Annotated in this window: 28 protein-coding genes; 7 read left to right on the forward strand and 21 right to left on the reverse strand. The window is 64.7% G+C overall.

The annotated features are described in order from the left end of the window. Positions 1-74 precede the first annotated feature (74 nt). From CH262_RS10320 to CH262_RS10330, 3 genes are all read right to left on the reverse strand, one after another. Positions 75-266 (reverse strand): DUF3046 domain-containing protein, encoded by a 192-nt coding sequence (locus CH262_RS10320; RefSeq protein WP_027496833.1) that lies wholly within the window; start codon positions 264-266, stop codon positions 75-77. 10 nt (positions 267-276) lie between these two features. Continuing rightward, complete coding sequence (locus CH262_RS10325) at positions 277-1,449, reverse strand: glycosyltransferase (RefSeq protein WP_094717724.1); 1,173 nt, start codon at positions 1,447-1,449, stop codon at positions 277-279. Positions 1,450-1,514: 65 nt separating this feature from the next. Next, positions 1,515-2,126 (reverse strand): TetR/AcrR family transcriptional regulator, encoded by a 612-nt coding sequence (locus CH262_RS10330; RefSeq protein ID WP_094717725.1) that lies wholly within the window; start codon positions 2,124-2,126, stop codon positions 1,515-1,517. 238 nt (positions 2,127-2,364) lie between these two features. Between CH262_RS10330 and CH262_RS10335 the strand changes: the two genes are divergently transcribed. After that, complete coding sequence (locus CH262_RS10335) at positions 2,365-3,261, forward strand: diacylglycerol kinase (protein WP_094717556.1); 897 nt, start codon at positions 2,365-2,367, stop codon at positions 3,259-3,261. A gap of 12 nt (positions 3,262-3,273) precedes the next feature. Here the strand turns inward: CH262_RS10335 and CH262_RS27545 are convergent, their stop codons facing one another. From CH262_RS27545 to pgsA, 5 genes are all read right to left on the reverse strand, one after another. Further along, on the reverse strand, positions 3,274-3,447 hold the full coding sequence (locus CH262_RS27545; protein ID WP_027496829.1) for a hypothetical protein: 174 nt from the start codon (positions 3,445-3,447) through the stop codon (positions 3,274-3,276). Between the two features lie 98 nt (positions 3,448-3,545). Further along, the gene (gene pspM, locus CH262_RS10340; RefSeq protein WP_230591204.1) at positions 3,546-4,415 is read right to left on the reverse strand and encodes a phage shock envelope stress response protein PspM; all 870 of its coding nucleotides are present in this window, start codon (positions 4,413-4,415) and stop codon (positions 3,546-3,548) included. Between the two features lie 45 nt (positions 4,416-4,460). Then, positions 4,461-5,270, reverse strand: coding sequence for a PspA/IM30 family protein (locus tag CH262_RS10345; RefSeq protein ID WP_027496827.1), 810 nt, complete (start codon positions 5,268-5,270; stop codon positions 4,461-4,463). 144 nt (positions 5,271-5,414) lie between these two features. After that, entirely contained in the window at positions 5,415-5,756 is a 342-nt protein-coding gene (locus tag CH262_RS10350) for a helix-turn-helix domain-containing protein (protein WP_094717557.1), read from the reverse strand. A 219-nt stretch (positions 5,757-5,975) separates the two neighbouring features. Then, the gene (gene pgsA, locus CH262_RS10355) at positions 5,976-6,662 is read right to left on the reverse strand and encodes a CDP-diacylglycerol--glycerol-3-phosphate 3-phosphatidyltransferase (protein ID WP_373453776.1); all 687 of its coding nucleotides are present in this window, start codon (positions 6,660-6,662) and stop codon (positions 5,976-5,978) included. A gap of 110 nt (positions 6,663-6,772) precedes the next feature. On the opposite strand from pgsA, the gene CH262_RS10360 reads away from it, so the two are divergent. Beyond that, positions 6,773-7,360, forward strand: a complete 588-nt coding sequence (locus CH262_RS10360) for an amino-acid N-acetyltransferase (RefSeq protein ID WP_237606192.1) — start codon at positions 6,773-6,775, stop codon at positions 7,358-7,360. A 41-nt stretch (positions 7,361-7,401) separates the two neighbouring features. Then, complete coding sequence (locus CH262_RS10365) at positions 7,402-7,686, forward strand: YciI family protein (RefSeq protein ID WP_027496823.1); 285 nt, start codon at positions 7,402-7,404, stop codon at positions 7,684-7,686. An 86-nt stretch (positions 7,687-7,772) separates the two neighbouring features. Here the strand turns inward: CH262_RS10365 and CH262_RS10370 are convergent, their stop codons facing one another. Both CH262_RS10370 and CH262_RS10380 read right to left on the reverse strand, forming a co-directional pair. Beyond that, positions 7,773-10,463, reverse strand: a complete 2,691-nt coding sequence (locus CH262_RS10370) for a DNA translocase FtsK (protein ID WP_179274960.1) — start codon at positions 10,461-10,463, stop codon at positions 7,773-7,775. Positions 10,464-10,531: 68 nt separating this feature from the next. Further along, the gene (locus CH262_RS10380; RefSeq protein ID WP_027496821.1) at positions 10,532-11,155 is read right to left on the reverse strand and encodes a TIGR03085 family metal-binding protein; all 624 of its coding nucleotides are present in this window, start codon (positions 11,153-11,155) and stop codon (positions 10,532-10,534) included. A 79-nt stretch (positions 11,156-11,234) separates the two neighbouring features. On the opposite strand from CH262_RS10380, the gene CH262_RS10385 reads away from it, so the two are divergent. Beyond that, on the forward strand, positions 11,235-12,014 hold the full coding sequence (locus CH262_RS10385) for a sulfite exporter TauE/SafE family protein (RefSeq protein WP_032366467.1): 780 nt from the start codon (positions 11,235-11,237) through the stop codon (positions 12,012-12,014). A 3-nt stretch (positions 12,015-12,017) separates the two neighbouring features. Here CH262_RS10385 and CH262_RS10390 read toward each other — a convergent pair whose 3' ends face one another. From CH262_RS10390 to thyX, 3 genes are all read right to left on the reverse strand, one after another. Beyond that, positions 12,018-13,769 (reverse strand): ribonuclease J, encoded by a 1,752-nt coding sequence (locus tag CH262_RS10390; RefSeq protein WP_032391499.1) that lies wholly within the window; start codon positions 13,767-13,769, stop codon positions 12,018-12,020. A gap of 107 nt (positions 13,770-13,876) precedes the next feature. Next, positions 13,877-14,785 carry a 4-hydroxy-tetrahydrodipicolinate synthase gene (dapA, locus tag CH262_RS10395; protein ID WP_027496818.1) on the reverse strand — a complete coding sequence of 303 codons (909 nt, stop codon included), beginning with the start codon at positions 14,783-14,785 and terminating at the stop codon, positions 13,877-13,879. Between the two features lie 99 nt (positions 14,786-14,884). Then, positions 14,885-15,664 (reverse strand): FAD-dependent thymidylate synthase, encoded by a 780-nt coding sequence (thyX, locus tag CH262_RS10400; protein ID WP_228139203.1) that lies wholly within the window; start codon positions 15,662-15,664, stop codon positions 14,885-14,887. A 126-nt stretch (positions 15,665-15,790) separates the two neighbouring features. Here thyX and CH262_RS10405 point away from each other — a divergent pair, with 126 nt between their 5' ends. Then, entirely contained in the window at positions 15,791-16,267 is a 477-nt protein-coding gene (locus CH262_RS10405; protein ID WP_094717559.1) for a hypothetical protein, read from the forward strand. Positions 16,268-16,297: 30 nt separating this feature from the next. Here CH262_RS10405 and zwf read toward each other — a convergent pair whose 3' ends face one another. Genes zwf through CH262_RS10420 form a run of 4 tightly spaced genes read right to left on the reverse strand, consistent with a single transcriptional unit; the run spans position 16,298 to position 20,528 of the window. Then, entirely contained in the window at positions 16,298-17,752 is a 1,455-nt protein-coding gene (gene zwf, locus CH262_RS10410; protein ID WP_094717560.1) for a glucose-6-phosphate dehydrogenase, read from the reverse strand. Between the two features lie 48 nt (positions 17,753-17,800). Continuing rightward, positions 17,801-19,009 carry a winged helix-turn-helix domain-containing protein gene (locus CH262_RS10415; RefSeq protein ID WP_032372575.1) on the reverse strand — a complete coding sequence of 403 codons (1,209 nt, stop codon included), beginning with the start codon at positions 19,007-19,009 and terminating at the stop codon, positions 17,801-17,803. A gap of 35 nt (positions 19,010-19,044) precedes the next feature. Continuing rightward, positions 19,045-19,161, reverse strand: a complete 117-nt coding sequence (locus CH262_RS28495; RefSeq protein WP_420030340.1) for an MFS transporter small subunit — start codon at positions 19,159-19,161, stop codon at positions 19,045-19,047. Next, positions 19,158-20,528, reverse strand: a complete 1,371-nt coding sequence (locus CH262_RS10420; RefSeq protein ID WP_027496813.1) for an OFA family MFS transporter — start codon at positions 20,526-20,528, stop codon at positions 19,158-19,160. Before CH262_RS10420 ends, CH262_RS28495 begins: the two co-directional genes overlap by 4 nt. 170 nt (positions 20,529-20,698) lie before the next feature. Between CH262_RS10420 and CH262_RS10425 the strand changes: the two genes are divergently transcribed. After that, positions 20,699-21,118, forward strand: coding sequence for a hypothetical protein (locus tag CH262_RS10425; protein ID WP_179274961.1), 420 nt, complete (start codon positions 20,699-20,701; stop codon positions 21,116-21,118). Positions 21,119-21,174: 56 nt separating this feature from the next. On the opposite strand, the gene CH262_RS10430 is transcribed toward CH262_RS10425, so the two are convergent. Genes CH262_RS10430 through dapB form a run of 3 tightly spaced genes read right to left on the reverse strand, consistent with a single transcriptional unit; the run spans position 21,175 to position 22,861 of the window. Then, positions 21,175-21,627, reverse strand: a complete 453-nt coding sequence (locus CH262_RS10430) for a flavodoxin family protein (RefSeq protein WP_032383358.1) — start codon at positions 21,625-21,627, stop codon at positions 21,175-21,177. Between the two features lie 5 nt (positions 21,628-21,632). Further along, positions 21,633-22,052 (reverse strand): hypothetical protein, encoded by a 420-nt coding sequence (locus CH262_RS10435; RefSeq protein WP_052053358.1) that lies wholly within the window; start codon positions 22,050-22,052, stop codon positions 21,633-21,635. A 50-nt stretch (positions 22,053-22,102) separates the two neighbouring features. Further along, positions 22,103-22,861 carry a 4-hydroxy-tetrahydrodipicolinate reductase gene (gene dapB, locus CH262_RS10440; protein ID WP_027496797.1) on the reverse strand — a complete coding sequence of 253 codons (759 nt, stop codon included), beginning with the start codon at positions 22,859-22,861 and terminating at the stop codon, positions 22,103-22,105. 93 nt (positions 22,862-22,954) lie between these two features. On the opposite strand from dapB, the gene CH262_RS10445 reads away from it, so the two are divergent. Next, positions 22,955-23,743 (forward strand): ABC transporter ATP-binding protein, encoded by a 789-nt coding sequence (locus tag CH262_RS10445; protein ID WP_032372577.1) that lies wholly within the window; start codon positions 22,955-22,957, stop codon positions 23,741-23,743. A 3-nt stretch (positions 23,744-23,746) separates the two neighbouring features. On the opposite strand, the gene CH262_RS10450 is transcribed toward CH262_RS10445, so the two are convergent. Then, positions 23,747-24,853 (reverse strand): alcohol dehydrogenase catalytic domain-containing protein, encoded by a 1,107-nt coding sequence (locus tag CH262_RS10450; protein WP_094717562.1) that lies wholly within the window; start codon positions 24,851-24,853, stop codon positions 23,747-23,749. Positions 24,854-24,887: the final 34 nt, after the last annotated feature.

Consider the following 24,887-nt stretch of genomic DNA (forward strand, 5'->3'; position numbering starts at 1 on the left):
CATAGGCGAACACGTGTTCGAGTCAACTACCACGGCTTTCGACACGCCGAGCGACTCGAGCCGATGCGGTGGAGCTACCAACGTTCCTTGGGCACATCGAACTCGTAACAGATCGACCGCCATACTTCCCGCGGGTCGACACCGTCTTCGATGGCCTGCGCGCCCGTCCGTCCGATACCGGACAGCACATGATCGGCGAGCAGGGAATTGCCTCGAACGGAGCCGAACTCCTCGGTGAGCAGTTCACGAAATTCGGTCAGACGCACATCGATCAGCCTAACGCCCGCCCTCGGCGTCGCTACCGGCGAGCACCTCGCGGCAGACCGAGACAGGATCCTCGACGTGATGCGCGCCTGCAGCCGCCGAGGTCGCTGCCGCCGCATGACGAGGGTCGGACAGCACGGCGGACACGGCGTCGGCAATTGCACCCGCGGTGGCGGGACGCACCAGTACGGCACTCCCCTGCCGAGCGGCCCGGTTCGCCAGCTCCCATTGATCGCCGCCGCCCGGCACGGTGACCACTGGAACTCCGTGGATGAGCGCCTTGGCCAACATGCCGTGACCACCTCCGCACACCACGACATCGGCGCGGCGCAGCAATTCGTCCTGGCGACCGAGTCCGGCATTCGCCCATTCCGGCACGTCGTCGGGGCCCCCGTCGAGCACCGAGGCCACTACCCGGACGCCTGTGCCGTCCAATCCCTTCAGAGCCATCTCCAACATTCCCTCGGCCCCGGTGAACGCCGTCGACGGGGCCACCATCACCAGCGGCGTATCGCCGGCGGGGACGTCGAGCAATTCGTCGGTGGGCTCCCACAGCAGTGGGCCCACCACATGGGCATCCCTCGGCCAGTCGGGCCGCGGCACTTCCAGTGCGGGAATGGTGGCGATGAGCCGAGCAGCCGGCCCGGGATCGCGTGCGGGTAGTCCGATGCTCACTCGGGCGTCGGCGCGCTGTTGCTGCCCGCGGGCGATAGAGCGCGCCGTCAACGCGCGCATCACCGTATCGCGAAGACGACCCCGAACACCGCGTCCGGGCGCGAGCCCACTTCCGATGGGCGGCAACCCCTTCGATGGCGAATAGAGCGGGTGGGGCGAGAGCTCGACCCAGGGAATTCCCAATCGCTCGGCAGCCATTCCGCCTCCGGCAGTGAGAATATCGGAGACCACCAGATCGACGTTCTCGCGCTCGAGGTCCGGCAACAGTTCTGTCGCGACAAAGGCTGCGCGCGAATGAATGCGCTGCCCGGCATCGAGATCGTCGTCCTCCGGTCGCGGCAGCAGGCCACCCAGTGGGAGCGTGCGAATACCGGCCGCTCTGGCGTCGCCGACCCACCGGCTTCCGGTGAACAGGACCGGATCGTCACCCGCCCGCTCGAACAACAGCGACAAGGCGATAGCGGGAAACGCATGTCCTGGGTCCGGGCCGGCCACCACTGCTATTCGCACGCGCTCAGCGTGCCACATCGCCGCGCTGGACGATCACCGATCGTGCCGGGCAGCGGTGCCGACGGTCAGGCTTCGTCGGGACGAAGGTAGGCGTCGACGGCGTCCGCCATCTGGCGTACCACCTCGCCACCCGGAACCCGTTCGGACACCATCTCGGCGGACTGGACGGCGGACTGGACCATGAGCAGGACGAGCGTCGCCAGGGTATTCGGATCCCCGTCGCGGATCGACGAATCACGTTGTCCCGCTTCGACAAGACGCGCCACCGCATCGATGATCAACGATTGGCTGGTACCGAGGCGGTGCAGAATGTAGGTCGCGAGCACGTCCGAGTCCGACCGCAGAATCTTGACGAACAGCGGATGCTGCCTTATTCGATCTCCCGCCTGAACCACAGCAACGACGATCTGCTCGCGTCCGGACGCGGTGGCGTCGAAGTCGGGAATCAGGGCAGCGATCTCACGGGTGAGCAGGCTCGACACCACTGCTCGGGTATCGGCCCACCGCCGGTACACCGTGGGCCTGCTGACTTTGGCGCGTCGTGCGATCTCGGCGAGGGTCGTACGCTTGACTCCTCGTTCGAGGATGCACGAGCGTGCGGCGTCGAGAACGGTGTCCTCCACCGACTTCTCGGGTGTTGCCTCCGGGGAGGACTCGACCGAGGCGGGAGTCGACACCTGCTGCTCGATCACAGATCACCCTTCGCACAACGGTCGGAAGTAAAGTACTTCACTCGGAAACATTTCGTGTCGTTACTATACCTCACAGTAACAGCGACACCATGTTGCACAGTGACCGTCGGCCCGTCCGTCCGTATTCTTCGGTGCCATTGCCGGGTGCCGATAACGCCGCCGACCTGCGCAGGAAACCTCGACCCTGGCAAGCTGATCGAGTGACCGACGAATTCGAGCTTGCATGACGCGATCGGTGACCGTTCTGACCAATCCCACGGCCGGCGGTGGTCGAGCAGTCCACGCGTCACGGCGCGCCGTGACGCGTCTGCGCGAGCGTGAACTCGTCGTCTCGACCGTCGAGGGCCGAACGGCGGGTGATGCGCTGGAGTTGTTGAAGCGAGCCGTCGGGTGCGGGACGGATGCCGTCGTTGCCGTGGGTGGCGACGGGGTCGTCAATCTCGCGTTACAGGTGATCGCGGGAACCGACACTCCGCTCGGACTGATTCCTGCGGGCACAGGCAACGATTTGGCCCGGACGCTCGGGGTCCCCCTCGACGATCCCACCCGCGCAGCGGATCTCGTGGTCGACGGAGTCGTGAGGTCGATAGATCTCGGTAGGGTCGGGACGCGCTGGTTCGGTACGGTCCTGTCGAGTGGCTTCGATTCACTGGTCACCGAGCGCGCCGGCCGCCTGCAGTGGCTTGCCGGCCCGGTGCGGTACAACGCGGCCATGATATTGCAGTTGGCTGCTCTCCGAACACTTTCGTACACAATAGAATTGGATGACGCCGAGCTGCACCTGGATGCCGTTCTCGTCGCCGTCGGAAATGGCAGCAGCTACGGCGGCGGCATGGCCATCTGCCCGACCGCACGAGTGGACGACGGGCTGTTCGCCATCACTGTCGTCCGGGATGTGAGTCGAACGCGACTGCTTGCGCTGTCGCCGACGTTGTATCGGGGTGCCCACGTCGACCTTCCGGAGGTCGAGGTCTACAGCGCCCGGAACGTGACCGTGCGCTGCGACGACATGGTGGCGTACGCAGACGGCGAACGCATCGCAGAATTACCCGTCACGATCGAATGCGTGCCGCGTGCGTTGCGAGTGTTCGTCGGAGCGGATTCCCCACTGCGCACGTAACGCGGTCGGCAGTCAGTATTTCAGCGACGAACGGTCGTGACCGGAGGAGATGGCCTTGTACAGCCACACCAGCCCGAAGACGATGGCCCCGGCCACGACCAACCAGAACAAGCCCTTGATGATGCTGCCCAGCAAGGCAAGTGCGATCCAGACGAGAACGATGAATCCGAGAATCTTCCAGAACATGAACGGCTCCTACCGTGTGACGCGCACCGGGTCGTATCGCGTTATGTCGATACTGGCAGCCGATCACGGCGAACACATCGGGGTGAACCCTGATCTTCTCACCGGTGTCGTGACCGGATTTCGTCGAGTTCGGTGAGCGCGTCGGCCCACCCTTGCAGTCGATCGGTGGCAGACAACAATTCTCGGCGATGAGATTCCACCACGTTCTTCGACGTGGACCCGGCCGGTCCGGTCATCCGGGCTGCAGCGGCGACGAGATCCTCGTACTGGTCCACTCCGGCAGCGAGATCGCTTGCTGCAGCCTCGATTCCGGGCCGTAGATGCGTGCGTGTCGATGCGCTTGCCGCTCCCGCACGTTCGAGGGCCGCAATATCGACGGCAACACCTTCCAAGCCCCTCACCGCATCCGAGGCAACGCCGATCATCTCTTCGACGTCCTCGGCGGCGATGGTGCCCGATCGCGCCAGAATTCCGAGCAGCTCGAACAGACTCTGCTCTGCGCCCGCCAATCGTGACATCGGCTCGAAGGCGGCAGATCCACGCTGCGGTAACGAACGCCTGCCGGGCAGTCCCACCGGAACCGGTTGACCTCGCAGTCGCCGCAAACGACCGAAGGCGTACACAGCAGGAACGGCCAAGAGCGCGGCAGAACCACCACCGACGAACAGAGTCCATTCCGGAGCCGACAAGGCTGCGATCCCCGCAGTACTCACCGCAGTGGTCGTCGACGCGGCCCCGAACCTGATACTTCGCCGGCGAGCCCGTCGAATCTTCTTCAGGTGCTTGGCACGTGGATCCTTACGACGGCCGGCGGCATCGAGCAGTGAGGTTCCTGCGGCCCGCGCTGTCTCGGCCAGAGACCGGACCACCGCTCCGGATTCGGCAACGGCGGCTGTCACCGTCTCCCTGTCCAGCGAAACGGCCGGCCGCTTACGCGACCGGCCGGGTTCGTGATTCTTGTTGCTCATGCGTCGGAACTACTGTCTACTCGAACGAACTTCGCGTTCGGTCGATCACGCCTGTGCCGGCGGCTCGGGCGTTGCGTCCGGGGCCTTGGCGATCGACGGCTTGGCGGCGGAATTACCCGTGGGCAGGGAGTCACCGGCCATGGAGGCACGGATCTGCTCGAGCCGGCTGTGACCGGCCATCTGCACAGATGCCTGCTGAACCTCGAGCATGCGTCCGGACACGGAGTTCTGAGCGAGCTCGGCGGAACCGAGCGCGTCTGCGTAACGACGCTCGATCTTGTCGCGCACCGCATCGAGACTCGGGGTGTTTCCCGGTGCCGACAACGTGCTGTCCATCGAGCGCAGCGATTCGCTGACCTTCTCCTGCATCTTCGCCTGCTCGAGCTGGCTGAGCAGTTTGGTGCGCTCGGCGACCTTCGATTGCAGGGCCATCGCGTTCTGCTCGACGGCTTTCTTGGCCTGTGTAGCAGCCTGCAGAGACTGGTCGTGCAGAACCTTGAGGTCCTCGACGCTCTGCTCGGCAGTCACGAGCTGAGCCGCGAACGCCTCGGCCGCGTTGGTGTACTGCGTGGCCTTCTCGACGTCACCTGCAGTGGCGGCCTGATCGGCCAGCGTCACGGCCTGACGAGCGTTGGCGTTGAGCTTCTCGACCTCGTCCAGCTGCCTGCTGAGCTTCATCTCGAGCTGACGCTGATTGCCGATGACGGACGCCGCCTGCTGCGACAGCGCCTGGTGCTGCCGCTGGGCGTCTTCGATCGCCTGCTGAATCTGAACCTTGGGGTCGGCCTTCTCGTCGATCTTGGAATTGAAGAGCGCCATCATGTATTTCCAGGCCTTGACGAAAGGATTAGCCATGGGGTGGTCCTGCCTCCATCTGTTGCGCCGCGGTGGCCGCGTACGGGTCGGCTGCTGTCGCAGTGACCGAAATGAACCTGTCAGTGCAGTGATGTTCGGGTGATTCGGTGGGGCCGGCAGCCGACTTCGGCTACTCGTTCGATCTTAGGCGGCGGCGAGAGCTCTGGCAGCAGGTGCCGGAATCACGACTCGTGTATCTCCGTCGATGCGGGTGGCCACAGCCGATTCCTCGGCACGGGCAGCAACGGTGGATGCATCCGACAGCGTGATACTCACGTCGCTCATCACGTCGGAGAGAGGAACGGCGAGAGCATCGCAGATCGCTGCGAGCAGTTCGCTCGACGCTTCCTTACGACCACGCTCCACCTCGGAGAGGTAGCCGAGGCTCACGCGCGCGGTGTTCGAGACTTCACGCAGGGTGCGGCTCTGTGCGACGCGAGTACGCCGCAAACTGTCGCCGAGTGCTTCACGCAATAGCAGCGCCATCTCGCTCCTCCTCGTTGGTGCTGTTGCCGACGACTGTGCCGTCGAGACGACCACGTTCGTATCGTTCGTTCGGAGCCGTCGTAGGGTCAACGTCCCAGCCGGCCCGATTGGTTCCCGACCCTATATGTCCGTCGCCTCCGACACGCGCCGAAGGGGCTCCGACACGGCTGTCGGAACTGTAACTTCCCGCATCGCCACGTGGACGCCCGTCGAATGCACTCACACCGAGGACACACCCCGGCGCAACCGAATCGCCTGAACCACGTAGTCCAGGCCGGTGTACACAGTCAGCAGAACCGCCAGAGCCATCAGCGCCACCGCCACTGGATCGACTGCGCTGGGCAGCGGACACAGATACACGCCGATCGCGAATGTCTGGACCAGTGTCTTGACCTTGCCGCCACGACCGGCCGGAATGACTCCGTGACGAATGACGGCGAAACGGACCGCGGTGATGCCTATTTCGCGTACCCCGATGATCGCCGTCACCCACCAGGACAGATCGCCCAACATCGACAGCCCGACAAGGGCAGCGCCGATCAGCGCCTTGTCGGCGATGGGGTCGGCCATCTTCCCGAAATCGGTGACGAGTCCGTACTTGCGGGCGAGTTGGCCGTCGATCCGGTCGGTGATGGCCGCTGCGGCGAAGATCGCCGTCGCCGCCAACCGCCACGAGGTGTCGTGACCGTCTCCGACGAACAGTGCCGCAAGAAAGACCGGAACCAGAGCGATGCGCAGCACGGTCAGCACGTTGGCGATGTTGAGCAGCGGGACGGCGTCCGATCCGCCCGGAGCAGCGTTGCCGTGCGGCAGCCCCGCACTGCGCGAGGCACCGCCGGATGGAACACCGTGGCCCGGCGCTGTCGGGCCGGTCACGAAGCCGCTTCTCGGCCGCGGACCGAACATTCGATGGTGTGTCGGCGTTCGGGCAGCACCGACCCGTCGAGACGGGGACACTGCTCGCTGAACGACACACGGAAAGTTTATCGGTTGCATCGGTGACTACTGTTCACCACATGACTTCTGGGCCGAATCGGGCGAGTCGCGACACTGCCGATCCCGAATCCGACGAGTATTCCGACACCGTGGACGGCACGTCCATCGGCGACGCCACCCTGGTCGTGCGTCGAGCCCGAACCTCCGACATTCCCGAGATCAAGCGGCTGATCGACATCTACGCGGGCCGAATCCTGCTCGAGAAGAACCTGGTGACGCTGTACGAGGCAGTGCAGGAGTTCTGGATTGCCGAGCGCGCAGGCGACGTCATCGGATGCGGAGCTCTGCACGTGCTCTGGGCAGACCTGGGTGAGGTACGCACGGTGGCAGTCGACCCCGCAGCCAAGGGGCACGGAGCCGGCCACCTGATTGTCGCCAAACTCATCGAGGTGGCACGCGAGCTGGCGCTGCAGAAGGTGTTCGTGCTGACCTTCGAAGTGGATTTCTTCGCCCGGCACGGCTTCTCCGAAATCGAGGGAACGCCCGTCACCGCCGAGGTGTACGCGGAGATGTGCCGGTCCTACGACACCGGCGTCGCAGAGTTTCTCGACCTGAGCTACGTCAAGCCGAACACATTGGGCAACACGCGCATGCTGCTTTCGCTCTGACAGAATTCTCCGGACACCCCTCGAATCCGGAAGTGAGCTCCATGCCCCTGATCGCCGTCACTTACACGTACTCCCCCACGACCACCGAGGGCCGCGACACCCATCGCGCCGCACACCGGGCGTGGCTGGCCGACTTGTTGGAGAAGAAGACGCTCGTCTCCAGTGGCCCGTTCGCCGACGACAGCGGCGCTCTGCTGCTCGTGGACGGCCCGGACGCCGCATCCGTGGAATCACTGTTCGCCCAGGATCCCTTCGCGGTCGAGAACCTCATCGAGTCGGCAGACTTCCACGAATGGACACCGGTGATGGGCGCGTTCACAGCCTGAGTCTGCTCGCCCACCCGTTCTGCGTGAATGGACCATTGCACCGCCCAGACGGCTGCAATGGTCCATTCACGCAGGTGCAGGGCCCGTCAGAACTCCTCGGACGCCGGCTGCTCGTCCGGGTCCCCGCCCTTGATGGACCACAGCAGTCCGTCGAGTTCGTCGGGCTTGACGAGTACTTCGCGGGCTTTCGAGCCCTCGCTCGGACCCACGACGCCGCGGTTCTCCATGAGGTCCATCAGTCGTCCTGCCTTGGCGAATCCGACCCGTAGCTTGCGTTGCAGCATCGACGTGGAACCGAACTGGCTGGTGACGACGAGTTCGACGGCTTGCAGCAGCACGTCGAGGTCGTCACCGATGTCGGGGTCGACGTCCTTCTTGTCCGAGACCTTCGCGGCGGTGACGGTGTCGTTGTACTCGGGCTCGGCCTGATTCTTGGCGAAGTCGACGACGGCCGAGATTTCCTCGTCCGTGATGAACGCACCCTGCAGACGCGTCGGCTTGCCCGCACCCATCGGCAGGAACAGGGCGTCGCCCATGCCGATCAGTTTTTCGGCTCCGGGCTGATCGAGGATGACTCGCGAGTCGGTCAACGACGACGTGGCGAATGCCAGACGTGAGGGCACGTTGGTCTTGATCAGACCGGTGACGACGTCGACGGACGGACGCTGCGTGGCGAGTACCAGGTGGATACCTGCGGCGCGCGCCTTCTGGGTGATGCGCACGATCGCTTCCTCGACGTCGCGAGGAGCAGTCATCATCAGGTCGGCAAGCTCGTCGACGATGGCCAGGATGTAGGGGTACGGCCGGTAAACGCGTTCGCTGCCCAACGGTGCGGTGATTTCGCCGGACCGCACCTTCTTGTTGAAGTCGTCGATGTGCCGGACCTTGTTGATCTGCATGTCCTGGTAGCGCTGCTCCATCTCCTCGACGAGCCAGGCCAGGGCCGCGGCAGCTTTCTTCGGCTGCGTGATGATCGGCGTGATGAGATGCGGGATGCCCTCGTACGGCGTCAACTCGACCATCTTCGGGTCGATCAGGATCATCCGGACCTCGTCGGGTGTCGCACGTGCCAGCAGCGACACGAGCATCGAGTTCACGAAGCTCGATTTACCCGAACCGGTGGATCCCGCCACCAGCAGGTGCGGCATCTTCGCCAGGTTGGCACTGACGAAATCGCCTTCGATGTCCTTGCCGAGGCCGATCACCAGAGGGTGGTGATCCTTGCGTGTCGACGGGGCGGTCAGCACATCGGCCAGGCGGACCATCTCGCGATCCGAGTTCGGCACCTCGATACCGACGGCGGACTTGCCGGGGATCGGGGCGAGCAATCGCACGTTGTCGGTCGCGACCGCGTAGGCGATGTTGCGAGCCAGCGCTGTGATCTTCTCGACCTTGACGCCCGGTCCGAGCTCCACCTCGTAGCGGGTGACCGTCGGTCCGCGGGTGAATCCGGTGACCGCAGCGTCGATCTTGAACTGCTCGAGTACCTCGGAGATGGCCTCGATCATTGCGTCGTTCGCCTGGCTGCGCGTCTTGGGCGGATCGCCGTCGATGAGCAGCGACAACGACGGCAGCGTGTAGTCGCCGTCGACGACGCGATCGACGACGATCTTGTCGTCGTCGGCAGCCGGCTTGGGTTCGGCGGCCTTGACGATCGGCTTGGGCTTCGGCCGTGGGGGCGCGGCAGGCTCGGGCACCGGGACCGGCGCGGCCGCGGCAGGCGTCATGACCTCGGTGGGGGCCTCCGGTGCCGGTGCCGGGGTCTTGCGAGCGCGTGATGGCTTGACGACCGGGATGTACTCCTCGGTCGGGTAGTTGTCGTACGGGTCGGTGGTGCCGTGCACCGGGTATCCGTTGGCGTCGAAGTTCGAGTCGTAGTCGCCGTAGCCCTCGTCGCCGAATTCCGAACCGAAATCGGCCGGGTCGTACTCGTCGTATTCGTCGCCTCGACTGTCGGTACCGAACAGTGCCCGCATCCGGTCCGGTACGTCTCGTACCGTGGTGCCGGTGAGCAGCAGCACGCCGAACAGGCCGGCGAGCAGCAGCAATGGTACGGCGAGCCACACCGTCAGGCCGTCGGCGATGGGTCCGCCCGCAACGTAGCCGACGAAGCCCGCTCCTTCGGACCGACCGGTGGCGTCGGTCGGTGACCCCGCCGCCATGTGCCAGAGCCCGAGAACGGGCAAGCCCAGCAGTATCGAGCCCAGAACCAGGCGTGGTCTGACCTCGGGGCGAGGCTCGGAACGCATCAGCACGACGGCGATCACGACCCCCAGCACGGGTGCGACGTAGCCGGCGTCGCCGATGACGGCACGGATCCCTACCTCGATCCACTCACCGACCGGGCCGCCGGCACTGAACCACACGCTTGCGGCGACGACGACGCTGACGGCGATGAGCCCGAGGGCGATGCCGTCACGTCGGTGACCGTGCTCGATGTCCGCGGCCTTGCTGACGGTGCGTGTGGTGGCACCGACACCTCGTGCCGCCATCGACCATGTGGACGCGATTCCGCGACCGATCGCGTCGAGCGCACCGCGGGACTTCTTCTTCGTGGGGGGCCGCCGCGACGCCGCACCTCTCGCGGGTGCCTTACCGCGGGACGATGCGCTTGCCCGCGTGGTCGCCGGGTTGCGCGGTGCGGTGGGCTTCTTCGGTGTCGTGACGGTTCGAGCCGTGCGGCCGGTACCGGACTTACGAGAGGTACCGGACGCGCGCGAGGAGCCGGATCCGCTGGATCCGGCCCTGGCGGTGGAGGTGCTGGTCTTTCCTGCCATGCCCCCAGGCTAGTCGCAACAGCCCCGTCGAAACCATCCGCAACACCAGTAACAACGACGGATGTGCGTCAGAAACTCAGATCGAGCGCCTTCACGGCGGCGACATCGTTGGCAGAACCTTCGTACACGACCTCTACCTGGTCCCGACCGAACGCATAGAGAAGGAGTTCGGAGGGTTCCCCCACCACCGTCACACCCGGGCCCGAGCCACCCTTGAAGGTGGCCTGTCGGCCGTCCGGGGTGCGGACATGCACCGGAACCGGTGCCGAGCGGTGCCCTGCTCGTCCGATCAACCGCACCTGGGGCCACAGTCGGGACTCGACCGCGCTGGGCAGAACCCGTCGGGTCCAGTTCCCTTCCGCGCGGCGCAGATCCTCGTGATGCACGAACATCTCACCGAGGTTGATCAGCGGATCCAGCAGGGCGAACGGCGACCACATCGGCGGCCCGGTCCGAACGTCCTCGACCACCGACGCGAACGGTCGATTCGCAACGGAACGCTGGACCCGCTCCGTGTATCCGGACAACGGACCGAGAAAGATACCCGGCGACGCATCGAGCCGCCGTTCGCGAACGACGAGGTGCGCGGCCAGATCGGCAGCAGTCCACTCACCGCACAGTGTCGGCGCATCGGGACCGACGTCGAGAAGGGTTCTGACAAGCTGGGAACGTTCATCCTGGGCAAGGCTCACGTACTTCAGGCTACGGCTACACCGAAGGAGCGGCATCCTGCCGGGAGACCGACTCCTTCGTCTGGGTAACCTCCCAACAGTGCCGGTATCGGAAATTCTCGTCATCCTGCTCGCCGGCCTCGGGGCCGGTGCAATCAACGCCGTCGTCGGTTCGGGCACGTTGATCACGTTCCCCACCCTGGTCGCGTTCGGCTATCCCCCGGTGGTCGCCACGATGTCCAACGCCATCGGACTGGTGGCGGGAAGCGTATCGGGTACCTGGGGGTATCGCCGGGAACTTCGCGGGCAATGGCACCGACTGCGTTGGCAGCTTCCCGCCTCTTTCTTCGGCGCACTCGGTGGCGCGTGGCTGCTGTTGCATCTGCCCGAAAAAGTATTCGCCTCTGTCGTTCCGGTGTTGCTCATCGGTGCATTGATTCTCGTTGTCGCACAACCGAAGATCCAGGCCTGGGCCAAACGTCGGTCCGAGGCGGCCGGCAAGGCGGCCGGCCACATCGGCCGCGGCCGCATGGCGCTGGTCACCGTCGGCACTCTGCTGGTCGGCATCTACGGGGGCTATTTCACTGCAGCACAAGGAATCCTGCTCATCGGAGTGATGGGCGCACTGCTCCCCGAATCCATGCAGCGCATGAACGCTGCCAAGAACTTGCTCTCGCTGGTGGTGAATGTCGTTGCAGCAGTTGCTTTCACGATTTTTCGATTCGACGACATCAGCTGGCAGGCCGCCGGTCTGATCGCGGTCGGCTCCCTCATCGGCGGAGCGGTGGGAGCACGCTACGGCCGCCGGCTGTCGCCGGCGGCCCTGCGCGGTGCCATCGTCGTCCTCGGCCTCATCGGCCTGTGGCGACTGCTCGTCTGAACTCTAGGAATGCGGTTGCGGCTTGACCGCGATGATCGTCGGAACGATCATCGGCTTACGCCGATACTTGTCCGCTACCCACCGGCCCACGACGCGGCGGACGGCCTGAGCGATCCGGTGGGTATCGGACACTCCGTCCGAGGCCAGCCGCTGCAGCTCGGCCTCCACCAGCTGGCCGGCCTCTTTCAGGGCCGCCGGGTCGTCGGAGAATCCGCGACCGGACACCTCGGGTGCGGTCACTGCACGGCCGGTGGCCGAATCGACGGCAACGCTGATCGCGATGAAGCCGCCCTCGCCGAGCACCAGACGATCCGACAGCGTCGAATCTCCGACATCGCCAACCGACAGGCCGTCGACGTAGACGTGACCGACCGGGACCTGCCCGACGATCTCGGCGAGCCCGTCGACCATGTCGACAACGACGCCGTCCTCGGCGAGCACGATCCGGTCCTCGGATACACCGGTCGCCTTTGCCAGAGCGGCATTGGCCCGCAGGTGACGCCACTCGCCGTGTACCGGCATGGCGTTGGTCGGCCGCACTGCGTTGTAGAGGTACAGCAATTCGCCTGCCGATGCGTGACCCGAGACGTGCACCTTCGCGTTCTGCTGCGTCACGACGGTCGCGCCACGCTTGGCGAGGCCGTTGACCACTGCGAACACGGAGTTCTCGTTGCCCGGGATCAGCGACGACGCCAGCACCACGAGATCGTTGGCCTTGACGTTGATCTGACGGTGCTCGCCGCGAGCCATCCTGGACAGCGCCGACAACGGCTCGCCCTGCGAACCGGTGGAGATGAGCACCAACCGGTCGTCCGGGAGCGTCGCGGCGGTATCGACATTCACCTCGAGGCCGTCGGGCACCCGCAGGTAGCCGAGATCCTGGGCGATCTGCATGTTGCGCACCATGGAACGACCGACGAATGCCACTCGGCGGTTGTACCGCTCGGCCACGTCGATGACCTGCTGGATGCGGTGCACGTGACTGGCGAACGACGCGACGATGACGCGCTGCTTCGCCTTGCCGATGACGGTGTCGAGCACTCCGCCGATCTCCCGTTCCGGCGTGACGAATCCGGGCACCTCCGCATTGGTGGAGTCGACCAGGAAGAGGTCCACGCCCTCGTCACCGAGCCGTGAGAAACCGGCCAGGTCGGTCAGACGACCGTCGAGCGGCAGCTGATCGAGCTTGATGTCTCCGGTATGCAGCACCAGACCGGCGTCGGTTCTGATGGCGATCGCGAGGGCGTCGGGAATGGAGTGATTCACCGCGAAGTACTCGCAGTCGAACGGCCCGTGCTGTGTGTGTTGACCCTCGATCACCTCGACGAGATTCGGCCGCAGCCGGTGCTCACGACACTTGGCCGCGACCAGCGCGAGGGTGAACTTCGATCCGACGACGGGCAGGTCGGGACGCAGTCGAAGCAAGAACGGGACTGCGCCGATGTGGTCCTCGTGACCGTGCGTCAGTACCACCGCCTCGACGTCGGCCATGCGGTTCTCGATGTGCCTGAAGTCGGGCAGGATCAGGTCGACGCCCGGCTGCTGGTCCTCGGGGAACAGGACGCCACAGTCGATGATCAGCATCTTGCCCTGATGCTCGAAGACGGTCATGTTGCGACCGATTTCGCCGATTCCGCCGAGCGCGACCACTCGTAGGCCCTTGAACGGAGCCTTCGGCGGTGTGCCGAGACGCTCGGTCGGGTCGAACTCACGACGCTTGTCGGGACGCTGCGTCCGAGCGGAATTCTGCACCATCGGCTTGCCCTGGCGGGCACCCGAAGGTTGGCCCTGCTTGGGAACGGGACGCTCGGACGGCGGTCCGGCGTTTCGGGTTGCGCGTCCGCGCGATCTGTTAGGTCGTGTCATACAAGAACTCCTGCCGCCCGCAGCTCGGCTGCGAGCAATTCGATGTGATCGATGCTCGGTGGCACCTGGGGAAGTCGTGGTTCGCCGACATCGAGTCCGATGAGGCGCAGGCCTGCCTTCGATGCGCTGACGCCGCCGAGGCGTGCCACCGACCGGATGACCGGGATGAGGCTGACGTTGATCGCTTGGGCGCGGGCGATGTCGCCCATCATGAATGCGGTGTGGAGTTCGCGCAGACGGGCCGGAACGAGGTGCCCGATGACGCTGACGAACCCGGTGGCGCCGACCGAGAGCCAGGGCAGGTTCAGCGGGTCGTCTCCCGAGTAGAACTGCAGACCGGTCGACGCGATCAGCTCGGCACCGGCGTTGAGATCGCCCTTCGCATCTTTGACGGCAAGAATGCGGGGGTGCTCGGCGAGCCGACGCAGCGTTTCGGTCTCGATGGGGACGACCGATCGAGGCGGAATGTCGTAGAGCATCACTGGCAGATCGGTGGCGTTGGCGACCGCAGTGAAGTGGGCGTAGAGGCCCGCCTGCGGTGGCCTGGAGTAGTACGGGGTGACCACGAGCAGTCCGTGCGCACCGGCGCGAGCGGCATCACGGGCCAGTTCGACGCTGTGTGCGGTGTCGTTGCTCCCGGCCCCGGCGATGATTCGAGCCCGATGTCCGACAGCCGCGATCACGGCGCGCAACAGCTCGAGCTTCTCGTTCTCGGTGGTGGTGGGCGACTCACCCGTCGTCCCGGCCAGCACCAGCCCGTCGTTTCCCTGTTCGACGAGATGATGCGCGAGCCGAACGCCTGCGTCGATATCCAACTTCCCGTCGGCCGTGAACGGGGTCACCATTGCGGTGAGCACCGTACCGAACACAGGCGCAACGGAAGGAGCGGCGTCACCGTAGGTCATGGCAGCAGATTACCCGGTGCTTTACCCACTCCTACGCAGCGGGACTCCCCGCTGACACCGGTGGTCCGCGCCGGTCCGTTCGAGCCTCGAACGCGATTCCTAGACCTCGGTGACGAAGGGGCTGCGTGCGACTTCCGTTCCGTCCGGCTGGGTCGTGATCTCGAAGTCGCCGAACACGTCGGGTGCCACGTCCACGAGCTTACGCAGACATTCGACGGCGACGCGGCGAATTTCGACGTCCGCGTGCTCCGAGGCCCGCATCGACACGAAATGCCGCCAGGCGCGATAGTTACCACTCACCACCACGCGTGTCTCGGTCGCGTTCGGCAGAACCGATCTCGCGGCCTGCCGCGCCTGCTTGCCCCGCAAGGCAGCATTGGTGACCGACTCCAGTTTGCCGTCGAGGGCAGCGAGCAACTCGCTGTACGCGGCCCGACTCGCCTCTGTCGCCGACGCGAACAGGGCCTCGAGCTCGGGATCGCCCTCCACTGCCGGCGGAAGCACCACGTTGGCATCGTGTTCGGGCACGAAGCGCTGCGACAACTGCGAGTAAGAGAAATGTCGATGCCGAATCAACTCGTGTGTGCACGACCGGGAGATACCGGTGATGTAGAAGCTCACGCTCGCGTGCTCGAGCACCGACAGGTGTCCGACGTCGAGCAGATGGCGCAGATACGACGCATTGGTCGCAGTGCGAGGGTTCGGTTTCGACCAACTCTGGTAACACGCTCTGCCTGCGAATTCCACCAACGCCTGGCCACCGTCCGCGTCGGTCTCCCACGGGATGTCGGCGGGTGGGACGAACTCGGTTCGGGCCACCAACTGCACGTTCAGCGCGACTGTTCGAGGCGCAGCTCGACCTCTGATTTCTGACGACACCGCCCAACCCTAAACGGCGACGACCGCACCCTGCCGCGCACGACGCCACCGCTGATGCCGTCATGACGTCGACCTGACATCACCTGACGCCTTGACTGACGCCTCTTGTGACGTCACACTGGCGTCATGGAACTGAGCCAATACACCGACACGCTGCGCACCGATTTGATGGCCGCGGCGGCGTTGGGCGATGAACACACCAGGCAGACAGCCGAGGCCCTCGGCAAGACCGCGGAAGCGTCGGCGCGGTTGATGCTGCTGACCGCCCTGTCTGACTTCGCGGCCGAGGTGTCGAACGAACTGGACGATCGAACCGTGGTCGTCCGCCTGGACGGTGGGCAGGCACACGCAGACGTTCGACGCAACGATTCGACATCGGACCACGACGGCGAGCCCAAAGAGCCTGTTGCCGAGGAGTATCCGACCATGGACGACGTCTCGGGCGAGGTACGACGCGTCACGCTCCGACTCGTCGAGCAGATCAAGGAACGAGCCGAGGACGCAGCGAACAACAGCGGGGTGTCCCTGAACTCGTGGCTCTCCCAAGCAGTTCAAGGCGCGCTACGAGATCAGATGCGAAAGGATCGCGGCTGGAACAACTGAGGGCTCACTCCCCTGTTTCTTTTCGCGCCTCTACTTCTTCTCTCTCCACTGTCGCTCGAACGGCAGCCGCCAGGCATGCGGCGCGATGAGTTGATGAATTGCGTTGGGGCCCCACGACCCCGGTGAGTACAGGCGCACCGGCGGTGGATCGGCCAGCAACGGCTCCGATACCTGCCACAGTCGTTCGATACCCTCCGCCGTCGTGAACAGCGTGTGGTCGCCGTACATGGCGTCGAGAATCAACCGCTCGTAGGCCTCGAGCACGTCGCCGGCGCGTTCGGTTTCGTGAGTGGCGAACTGCATGCTCAGTTTGTCCAGCCGCATCCCGGGCCCGGGCCGCTTGCCGTAGAACGACAGCGACACCTTCGATGCGTCCGCCAGGTCGAAGGTGAGGTGGTCGGGACCTTGCGCTCCGACGCCCGAACCGGCAGGGAACATGCTCTTCGGTGGCTCTCGGAACGCTATCGAAATGATGCGTTGGCCTTCGGCGAGACGTTTCCCGCTACGGAGGTAGAACGGCACACCGGCCCAGCGCCAGTTGTCTATTTCGCATTTCAGCGCAACGAACGTGTCGGTGTCGGAATCGGGGGCGACACCTCCCTCCGAGCGGTAGCCCGTATATTGTCCGCGCACAACATTTTTCGGGTTCAGCGGGACCATCGATCGAAACACCTTGTTCTTCTCTTCACCGATCGCACGCGGTTCGAGTGCCGTCGGCGGTTCCATCGCCATGAACGCGAGCACCTGGAACAGGTGAGTGACGACCATGTCCTTGTACGCACCGGTGGACTCGTAGAACCCGGCCCGACCGTCGAGGGCGAGCTCCTCCGGGATGTCGATCTGAACGTGATCGATGAAGTTGCGGTTCCAGATCGGCTCGAACAGCCCGTTGGCGAAACGGAACGCCAGGATGTTCTGCGCCGGTTCCTTGCCGAGGAAGTGATCGATTCGATAGATCTGTTCTTCGTCGAAGGTCTCGTGCAGGCGAGCGTTCAGGTCGATTGCGCTCTGCAGATCGGTTCCGAACGGCTTCTCCATGATGATGCGCGATCGCTTGACCAGGTCTGCGGAGGCGAGCGTATCCACAACGGCCAGTGCAGCTCTCGGCGGAACCGACAGGTAGTGCAACCGCCTGGCGTTGCCTCCGAGTTCGATCTCGGCCTCGGCTACCGCGGCACCCAGCGCCGCCGGCCCGGCTTTCTGCGAGACGTACGTCAGCCGCGACGCGAACTGCCGCCACTGTTCGTCGCCGACTTTGCGGCTGGAGTACGCATTGATCGATTCGCGAGCGAGGGCGCGAAATTCGTCGGTGGACATCTCCTCGAGCGAGGTACCCACCACGCGGATGTTCGGTGCCAGCTCGGACAGCGCCAAGTGCATCATCCCGGAGAGCAATTTCCGTTTGGCCAGATCCCCGGTCGCCCCGAACAGGACGACGACCTGGGGTGGGAGTTCGGTGTCGATGCCTGTCGGAAAAGTGGTCATGCTCGAAAATACTGGCACCGATCCGTACCGAGCGCACGCCGGATCATGTCATCGCAGCGCAGCGACGAGATCACCTCGGGTACCCACCACCACACGTTCGAGTTCGAGCCACTCCGCCATCTCGTGCAGGACGTCGCGCAACCGGGGCGCGATGTCGCGTGGATCGCGGTCGCCTTCGACGTACGCCGCTATGACGTGTAGTTCCGAGTTCGCCCGTACGGCCTTGAGATCGACGCGTGCCACGAGATGGCCGTCCAGCAGGAAAGGAAATACGTAGTACCCGTGAATTCGCTTGTGCTGCGGGGTGTATATCTCGATGCGATAGTGGAAATCGAAGATTCTCTCCACACGCGGCCGATAGAAGATCATCGGATCGAACGGGCACAACAGGGTTGCGACGGTGGCAGTCCTCGGTGTTCTGGCGTCGCGGTGCACATAGGCCGGCGCGTTCCACCCTCGGACGGACACCTGCTCCAGGACGCCGTCTTCCACGAGGTCGGCGATTGCGGCCTTGGACTGCTTCTGGGAGAGTCGATAGTAGTCTCGCAGATCCGGCTCGGTTCCGATTCCCAGTGCACGAGAGGACTTTTCGATCAATGCCCGCACCGCATCCGCTTCGTCGACCTGCCTGCGGAGAACAGCGTCGGGGAGCACCCGTTCGCTGAGCTCGTACTGCCGAACGAACCCGGACCGTGCCGGCACGCTGACCACTCCAGCAGCGAAGAGTTGCTCGCAGACGACCTTGACGTCGCTTCGATCCCACCAGGGACCCTTGCGCCCGGGCTTCTCGACGTCGAGATGCTTCTCGATCTCACCCGCACTGGCCGCGCCGTGCTCTGCGATCACGGCGAGAACATCGTCCACCAGTGTGGGTTCACGATCGAGGATGCGGGCGGCTCCACCCCATCGACCGTGTCGGTACAACTCCATGCGCCACCGCATCAGCGGCCAGTCCTCCACCGGGAGCAACGCTGCCTCGTGCGCCCAGTATTCGACCAACCGCCTCGGGCGTCGGGTGGTGTCGGTCCAGGCGGCGTCGTCGAGGATTTTTCTGTCGTAGGCACCGACGCGACTGAACACCGGCGCGTAGTGCGCGCGCACCACCACCGACACCGAATCGATCTGCAACAACCCGGTGGTGTCGATGGCTCCGTGCACCGCGCTCTTGCTCGCCGGCCGCGTGCGCGATCGGGCCGACGCCAGTCCTTGGGCGGCCAAGGCGGTGCGGCGCGCCATGGCAGCGCTCATGTCTCGCATCGGGCCACCCTGTCACGATCCACCGACACGGTGGTTCAGGTGCTGAAGAGATTCTTGGCCTTGAGGATCAGCTCGTACAGTCCGTAGGCGAACGGCACGGACACCCAGAGCCATGCGATCACCATCGTTCCCTGCATTCGCGCGGTGGTCATGCCTTGGCTCCTGTCGAGGTCGTCGAATCGGCGGCGTCGGCCGAATCGGATTCATGGAATTTCGACGCCACCGGCTTGATGGCTTCGTTGGCCAGGAACCCGACGACCAACAATCCGATCATCACGTAGAAGGCCGGGAGGTACCGGCCGGTGGTTCCCGCCTCGCCGGCGTCGGCGATGGCGTTGACGATCAGTGGTCCCAGAACACCTGCCACCGACCATGCGGTGAGCAGTCGTCCGTGGATTGCGCCCACCTGGTACGTACCGAAGAGGTCCTTGAGATAGGCCGGAACGGTTGCGAATCCCGCGCCGTAGAACGACAGGATCAACAGCGCCGACACCATGAAGAGGATCTTGTTCGTGTTGGTGAACAGGGCGATATACAGGTACAGGAGCGCGCCGACACCGAGGTACAGACGATAGATGTTCTTGCGACCCACCACGTCCGAGACCGAGGACCAGACGAAGCGACCGATCATGTTGGTCAGAGACAGGAACGCCACGAAGCCAGCGGCCGCCGCGGCCAACGATTCCGGGGAGGTGGCGTCCGGAAAGAAGTCTTGGTAGATCCCGGAGCCGCGTTCGAGGATGCCGATGCCGGCAGTGACGTTGAAGCACAACACCACCCACAAGAGCCAGAACTGGGGAGTCTTGACGGCGTTGGCCGCGGAGACGTTGTGCGTCGAGATCATCGCCGACGCCGCGGGAGGCGTCCAGCCTTTCGGTGTCCACCCCTCGGCCGGGACTCTGATCAGCACGACTCCCAGCGCCATGAACACCGCGTACCCGACGCCGAGGGTGAGGAACGTCTTGGCGATCGAACCATCGGTGAAGCCGCCGAAGTTCACCATCAGTTGGCTGGTGAGAGGTGACGCGATCAGGGCGCCGCCGCCGAAGCCCATGATCGCGATACCGGTCGCCATTCCCGGCCGGTCCGGGAACCACTTCATCAGCGTCGACACGGGCGAGATATATCCGATTCCGAGGCCGATACCGCCGATGAAGCCGTATCCGAAGATCACCAGCCAGAACTGGCCGAGTGCCATGCCGAGTGCGGAAATGAGCAGTCCCGATACGAAGAAGACAAGTGAGACGGCCATCGCCCACCGCGGGCCGTTCTTCTCCACTCTGGTGCCGAAGATCGCGGCCGACAGGCCGAGCATGACGATGGCGAGCTGAAACGGTATGGCGGTGACCGTTCCGCTGAGCCCCAGGGCGTCGGGCTGTGAGATGGCGTTCTTGAAGACGCTCCAGGCGTACGCAGATCCGATCGCCAGGTGTATCGACAGGGCTGCCGGGGGTATCAGCCAGCGACTCCATTCGGGCGTAGCAACGATTCTGGAGCGGTCGAGAATGGGGAGGGTCATCGAAATCCCTTGGTATGGAGAGCGGTACAAATGTCGACTATCCCCTGCAGTCAAACACGAGCACGACCCTGCCTGCTCACAATCGGACATAGTTTCTTCACCGAACTCACTACATCGAGCCGCGTATCCTCGAGTGAGTGGATGTCGAGCGGTGGCGTAGCAGATTGCCGGTGAAACGAGCCTCGGACGGCGAGGTGATCGGATGGACCGTCGCACACAGCGCGGATGAATCGGCCCCGTACGACGAACACGACGAGGGATACCTGGTCGATGCCGTCAATCCGGTGGGTATCACTGTTTCGCTGGGTGTGTCGCTGGAGGACGCGATTGCCGCCCTGGAGGAACGCGGACTGGCGTCCCTGTCGTTGCCGCACTGGACGAAAGCCCCACTGCCGTTGCAGCCCGAGACCGATCTGCTGACACCGCAGGACGATTGGCAGTGGCGCCGGGTGTTGATGACTCAGCTCGACGACAACCGTGTGTGGATCAGACCCGCGTACCCGAGTTGGCCGGAACGGCTTCTGGAAATTCCGTTGTCGATCCCGGCCGACGACGTGCTGCGATCTCACTCCCCTGTCGAGTCGGACTGAGTCGGTACTCGCGCGACCGCAGCGTGCCGAGACGTTCACGCCGACTCGGGCAGCGGTCAGTCGGACAGACCGGCCGCGATCGTCCCGCCGAGTTCGTAGCAGCGCTCCCGCGACTCCTTGCCGCTGTCCACCAGGTGAGCGGTCTCGGCAACCTTGTCCAATCCCCAACCCGCTGCAATACTTTCGATTGCCCGCCCGGCACCAGCGGTATCACTGTTTCCGTACACCCACGCACCGTAGGGCTTTCCGGATACCGCATCGAGACTCGGGTAGTAGACGGTGTCGAAGAAATGTTTCAGGGCACCGCTCATGTAACCGAAGTTCGCCGGGGTACCGAAGAGAAAGCCATCGGCGGCAAGCACATCCGGGACTGTCGCGCCGAGCGCAGGCACACTGCGCACGTCCACACCGCTGATCTCCGGGTCATGGGCTCCGGCGAGGACCGATTCGAGCAGTTCCCGCATCGGCGGGCTCGGTGTGTGGTGAACGATCAGCAGAGTGCGCGCCATGTCCGTCAGCTCTCGGCACGTTCCAGTGCCACAGCACGTTTCATGGTCTCGCGAGCTCGCCCGCGATCACCCGCGTAATCGTAGGCCCGCGCCAGCCGATACGAATTTCGCCAGTTGTCGGGATCTTTTTCCCATTCGGCCTTGACCTGCTGGAAGAGTTCGTCGGCTGCGTCTCGTTCGATGCGCCCCGACGGCCTCCTCGGCAGATCGTCGACGTCGAGTTCGAGGCCTTCCTCTCGGATGCGCGACGCCAGCCGCTGATGGTCGAATCCTGCTTTGAGCGTCGCCCACACGATCCACAACCCGACGATCGGCAGCAGGATGACCCCGATCCCCAGGGCAGTACTGGCCACCCCGCCGTTCTGGATCAACGTCACTCCGCGCTGTCCGAGCAGGAAGAAGTAGAAGCCGAGGATCAACACCATCACTGCAATGATGGCGACGACTTTGGTCGCTTTGTTCACTGTCGATCAGCTCACAGATCCAGAAGCGGATCGAGGCCGACGGTCAGCCCCGGCCGGGCAGCGATCTCTCGGACTCCGAGCAGTACACCGGGCGCAAAGGACGTCCGGTCCAGCGAGTCGTGTCGGATGCTCAGCGTCTCGCCCTGTGTCCCCAGCAGAACCTCTTGGTGCGCAACGAGGCCCGCCAGTCTGATGGAGTGCACGCGCACTCCGTCCACGTCGGCTCCGCGAGCACCGTCGAGCTCCGTCGTCGTCGCATCGGGACTCTTCGGGGTGCCCGCTGCCGCCCGCGCTTCGGCGATCAGCGCGGCGGTACGGTACGCGGTCCCCGAGGGTGCATCGGCCTTGTTCGGGTGATGCAGCTCGATCACCTCGACGGAATCGAAGAATCGGGCTGCCTGCTGAGCGAAGCGCATCGACAGCACCGCTCCGATGGCGAAGTTCGGTGCAATCAACACACCCGTCTGTGGCGATCCGGCCAACCACTCACGAACCTGCTCGAGCCGCTGCTCGTCGAAACCCGTCGTGCCGACGACGGCATGGATGCCGTGCTCGACCAAGAACTGCAGGTTGTCCATGACCACATCGGGATGGGTGAAATCCACGACCACCTGAGCACCGCTGTCGACGAAGTTCGCCAGCGGATCGCCCTGGTCGACGGTTGCCACGAGCTCCAGATCGCCGGCAGCGTCGACTGCGGCGCAGATCGCCTGACCGACCTTGCCGCGTGACCCCAGTACCCCTACTCGAACAGGTGCCGTTGCACTCACGTCGTTCCCACACTCGTTTCGTCGTCGTCTTGTCGTCCTGCCGAAGACCGAGCCTACTTCCAGGCCCCCGACGCCGGCAGCTACGGTCGGTCGGTGAAGTCCAGCGTTCTGTTCGCCGACCGCGTCGATCTCGTCCGTGGCGGCCGCTATCTCCTCAGCGATGCGACCGTGCGGGTCGACGAAGGCGAGCACTGGGTGTTGCTCGGTGCCAACGGTGCCGGCAAGAGCACCCTGCTCAGCTTGCTGGGAGCCGTCGTCCATCCCACGCGGGGCGCGGTGCACGTACTGGGCCACCGCCTGGGCCGAGTGGACATGCGCGAATTACGCACGCACATCGGACACGTCGACCCTCGTCTGAAGATCGAGGCCCCGCTGACTCTGCTCCAGGTCGTCCTGACGGGACTGACCAACACGCCCGATCTGATCCCGAGGTGGTCGGCCACCGAGGACGAGGTCGCTCGCGCCAACCGGCTCGTCGAGTCGCTGGGAGTTGCCCACCGCGTGGACGCGTCGTGGCACACCCTCTCCCAGGGCGAGCGGGGCCGGGCACTGATCGCTCGCGCACTGCTGCCCGATCCGGCGCTGCTGCTACTCGACGAACCCGCCACCGGCCTCGATCTCGCTGCCCGCGAACAACTCCTGACGGCGCTGGACTCGCTGCGTGCCGAACATCCCGGGCTCGCCAGCATCCTGGTCACCCACCATCTCGAGGAAATCCCCACCTCGACCACCCACGCATTGCTGATCCGCGACGGGCGCGTGCACGCTCAGGGGCCTGTCGACACGGTGCTGACGACGGACAACATCAGCACGTGCTTCGACCATCCGATCGACATCTCTCGCCGTCGCGGGCGGTGGGTGGCCACCGCGGCCCACCGCTGACGGTCAGTCGAAAACGATGACCTGACGGATGGCGTTGCCGTCGGCCAATTCGTCCATGCCGCGGTTGATCTCGTCCAACGTGATGCGCGAGGAGATCAGCTTCTCGACGGGCAGTCGACCTTCGCGCCACATCTGCGCGTACGTCGGAATGTCGCGCGCCGGGACGGCCGAGCCGAGGTAACTACCGATGATCGTGCGCGCCTCGGCTACCAGACCGAGAGGTGAGATCGACGAACGGGCGTCGGGAGCAGGTAGGCCGACGGTGATCGTCTTTCCACCGGGAGCCGTTGCCGCGACAGCAGTTTCGAATGCACGGGCGTTTCCCGCTGCCTCGATGACGATGTCCGCCTTGATCCCCTTCTCTGCGAGATCCGCAGGTGAATAGACCTGTGTCGCACCCAGATCGGTTGCGGCGACGAGCTTGTCGGGGACGCCGTCGACACCGATGACCTCACCCGCACCGATCGATACCGCGGTCAGTACGGCCGCCATGCCCACTCCGCCGAGGCCGACCACCATCACCGACTGCCCCGGCTTCGGAGTTCCGGCGTTGAGGACAGCGCCGCCGCCGGTGAGCACTGCACAACCGAGGACCGCTGCGATGTCGGCTGGGATGTCGTCGTCGACCGGTACCACCGACTTCCTACTGACCACTGCGTGTGTGGCGAAGCCGGAGACTCCGAGGTGATGCTTGATCTCGGCACCGTCTCGGTGCAATTTGATGTCTCCGCCGAGCAACGTGCCCGCATTGTTCGACGCGCTTCCCACGACGCAGGGCATCTGGCCGTCGGTGGCGCACCCCGCGCAGTCACCGCAGCGCGGCAGGAACGTCATGACCACACGGGTTCCGACTGCTATGTCGTCGACGCCCGCGCCGACTTCCTCGACGCGGCCCGCGGCCTCGTGGCCGAGCAGCATCGGTACCGGACGAACGCGATTACCGTCGACCACCGACAGATCCGAATGGCACAGTCCGGCGGCTTCGATCCGGACGAGCAGTTCCCCGTCACCCGGTGAGCCCAGTTCGAGTTCGGAGACGGTGATGGGATGCGAGTCCGCGAAGGGACGAGATCGGCCGATTTCTTCGAGTACAGCGCCGCGAATCTTCATCCCGCCAGACTATGCGGCTGCGCCGCATGTGCGT

It is taken from the genome of Rhodococcus sp. 05-2255-1e (genome assembly GCF_002259025.1).
GTDB lineage: Bacteria > Actinomycetota > Actinomycetes > Mycobacteriales > Mycobacteriaceae > Rhodococcoides > Rhodococcoides fascians.

What these genes read in the sequence shown, in the direction of transcription:
- CH262_RS10335 (WP_094717556.1), top strand. Translation starts at nt 2,365, where the DNA reads ATGACGCGATCGGTGACCGTTCTGACCAATCCCACGGCCGGCGGTGGT.
- CH262_RS27545 (WP_027496829.1), bottom strand. Translation starts at nt 3,447, where the DNA reads ATGTTCTGGAAGATTCTCGGATTCATCGTTCTCGTCTGGATCGCACTT.
- pspM (WP_230591204.1), bottom strand. Translation starts at nt 4,415, where the DNA reads ATGAGCAACAAGAATCACGAACCCGGCCGGTCGCGTAAGCGGCCGGCC.
- CH262_RS10345 (WP_027496827.1), bottom strand. Translation starts at nt 5,270, where the DNA reads ATGGCTAATCCTTTCGTCAAGGCCTGGAAATACATGATGGCGCTCTTC.
- CH262_RS10350 (WP_094717557.1), bottom strand. Translation starts at nt 5,756, where the DNA reads ATGGCGCTGCTATTGCGTGAAGCACTCGGCGACAGTTTGCGGCGTACT.
- pgsA (WP_373453776.1), bottom strand. Translation starts at nt 6,662, where the DNA reads ATGTTCGGTCCGCGGCCGAGAAGCGGCTTCGTGACCGGCCCGACAGCG.
- CH262_RS10360 (WP_237606192.1), top strand. Translation starts at nt 6,773, where the DNA reads ATGACTTCTGGGCCGAATCGGGCGAGTCGCGACACTGCCGATCCCGAA.
- CH262_RS10365 (WP_027496823.1), top strand. Translation starts at nt 7,402, where the DNA reads ATGCCCCTGATCGCCGTCACTTACACGTACTCCCCCACGACCACCGAG.
- CH262_RS10370 (WP_179274960.1), bottom strand. Translation starts at nt 10,463, where the DNA reads ATGGCAGGAAAGACCAGCACCTCCACCGCCAGGGCCGGATCCAGCGGA.
- CH262_RS10390 (WP_032391499.1), bottom strand. Translation starts at nt 13,769, where the DNA reads ATGGTGCAGAATTCCGCTCGGACGCAGCGTCCCGACAAGCGTCGTGAG.
- dapA (WP_027496818.1), bottom strand. Translation starts at nt 14,785, where the DNA reads ATGACCTACGGTGACGCCGCTCCTTCCGTTGCGCCTGTGTTCGGTACG.
- CH262_RS10405 (WP_094717559.1), top strand. Translation starts at nt 15,791, where the DNA reads ATGGAACTGAGCCAATACACCGACACGCTGCGCACCGATTTGATGGCC.
- zwf (WP_094717560.1), bottom strand. Translation starts at nt 17,752, where the DNA reads ATGACCACTTTTCCGACAGGCATCGACACCGAACTCCCACCCCAGGTC.
- CH262_RS10415 (WP_032372575.1), bottom strand. Translation starts at nt 19,009, where the DNA reads ATGCGAGACATGAGCGCTGCCATGGCGCGCCGCACCGCCTTGGCCGCC.
- CH262_RS28495 (WP_420030340.1), bottom strand. Translation starts at nt 19,161, where the DNA reads ATGACCACCGCGCGAATGCAGGGAACGATGGTGATCGCATGGCTCTGG.
- CH262_RS10420 (WP_027496813.1), bottom strand. Translation starts at nt 20,528, where the DNA reads ATGACCCTCCCCATTCTCGACCGCTCCAGAATCGTTGCTACGCCCGAA.
- CH262_RS10430 (WP_032383358.1), bottom strand. Translation starts at nt 21,627, where the DNA reads ATGGCGCGCACTCTGCTGATCGTTCACCACACACCGAGCCCGCCGATG.
- CH262_RS10435 (WP_052053358.1), bottom strand. Translation starts at nt 22,052, where the DNA reads ATGGTGTTGATCCTCGGCTTCTACTTCTTCCTGCTCGGACAGCGCGGA.
- CH262_RS10450 (WP_094717562.1), bottom strand. Translation starts at nt 24,853, where the DNA reads ATGAAGATTCGCGGCGCTGTACTCGAAGAAATCGGCCGATCTCGTCCC.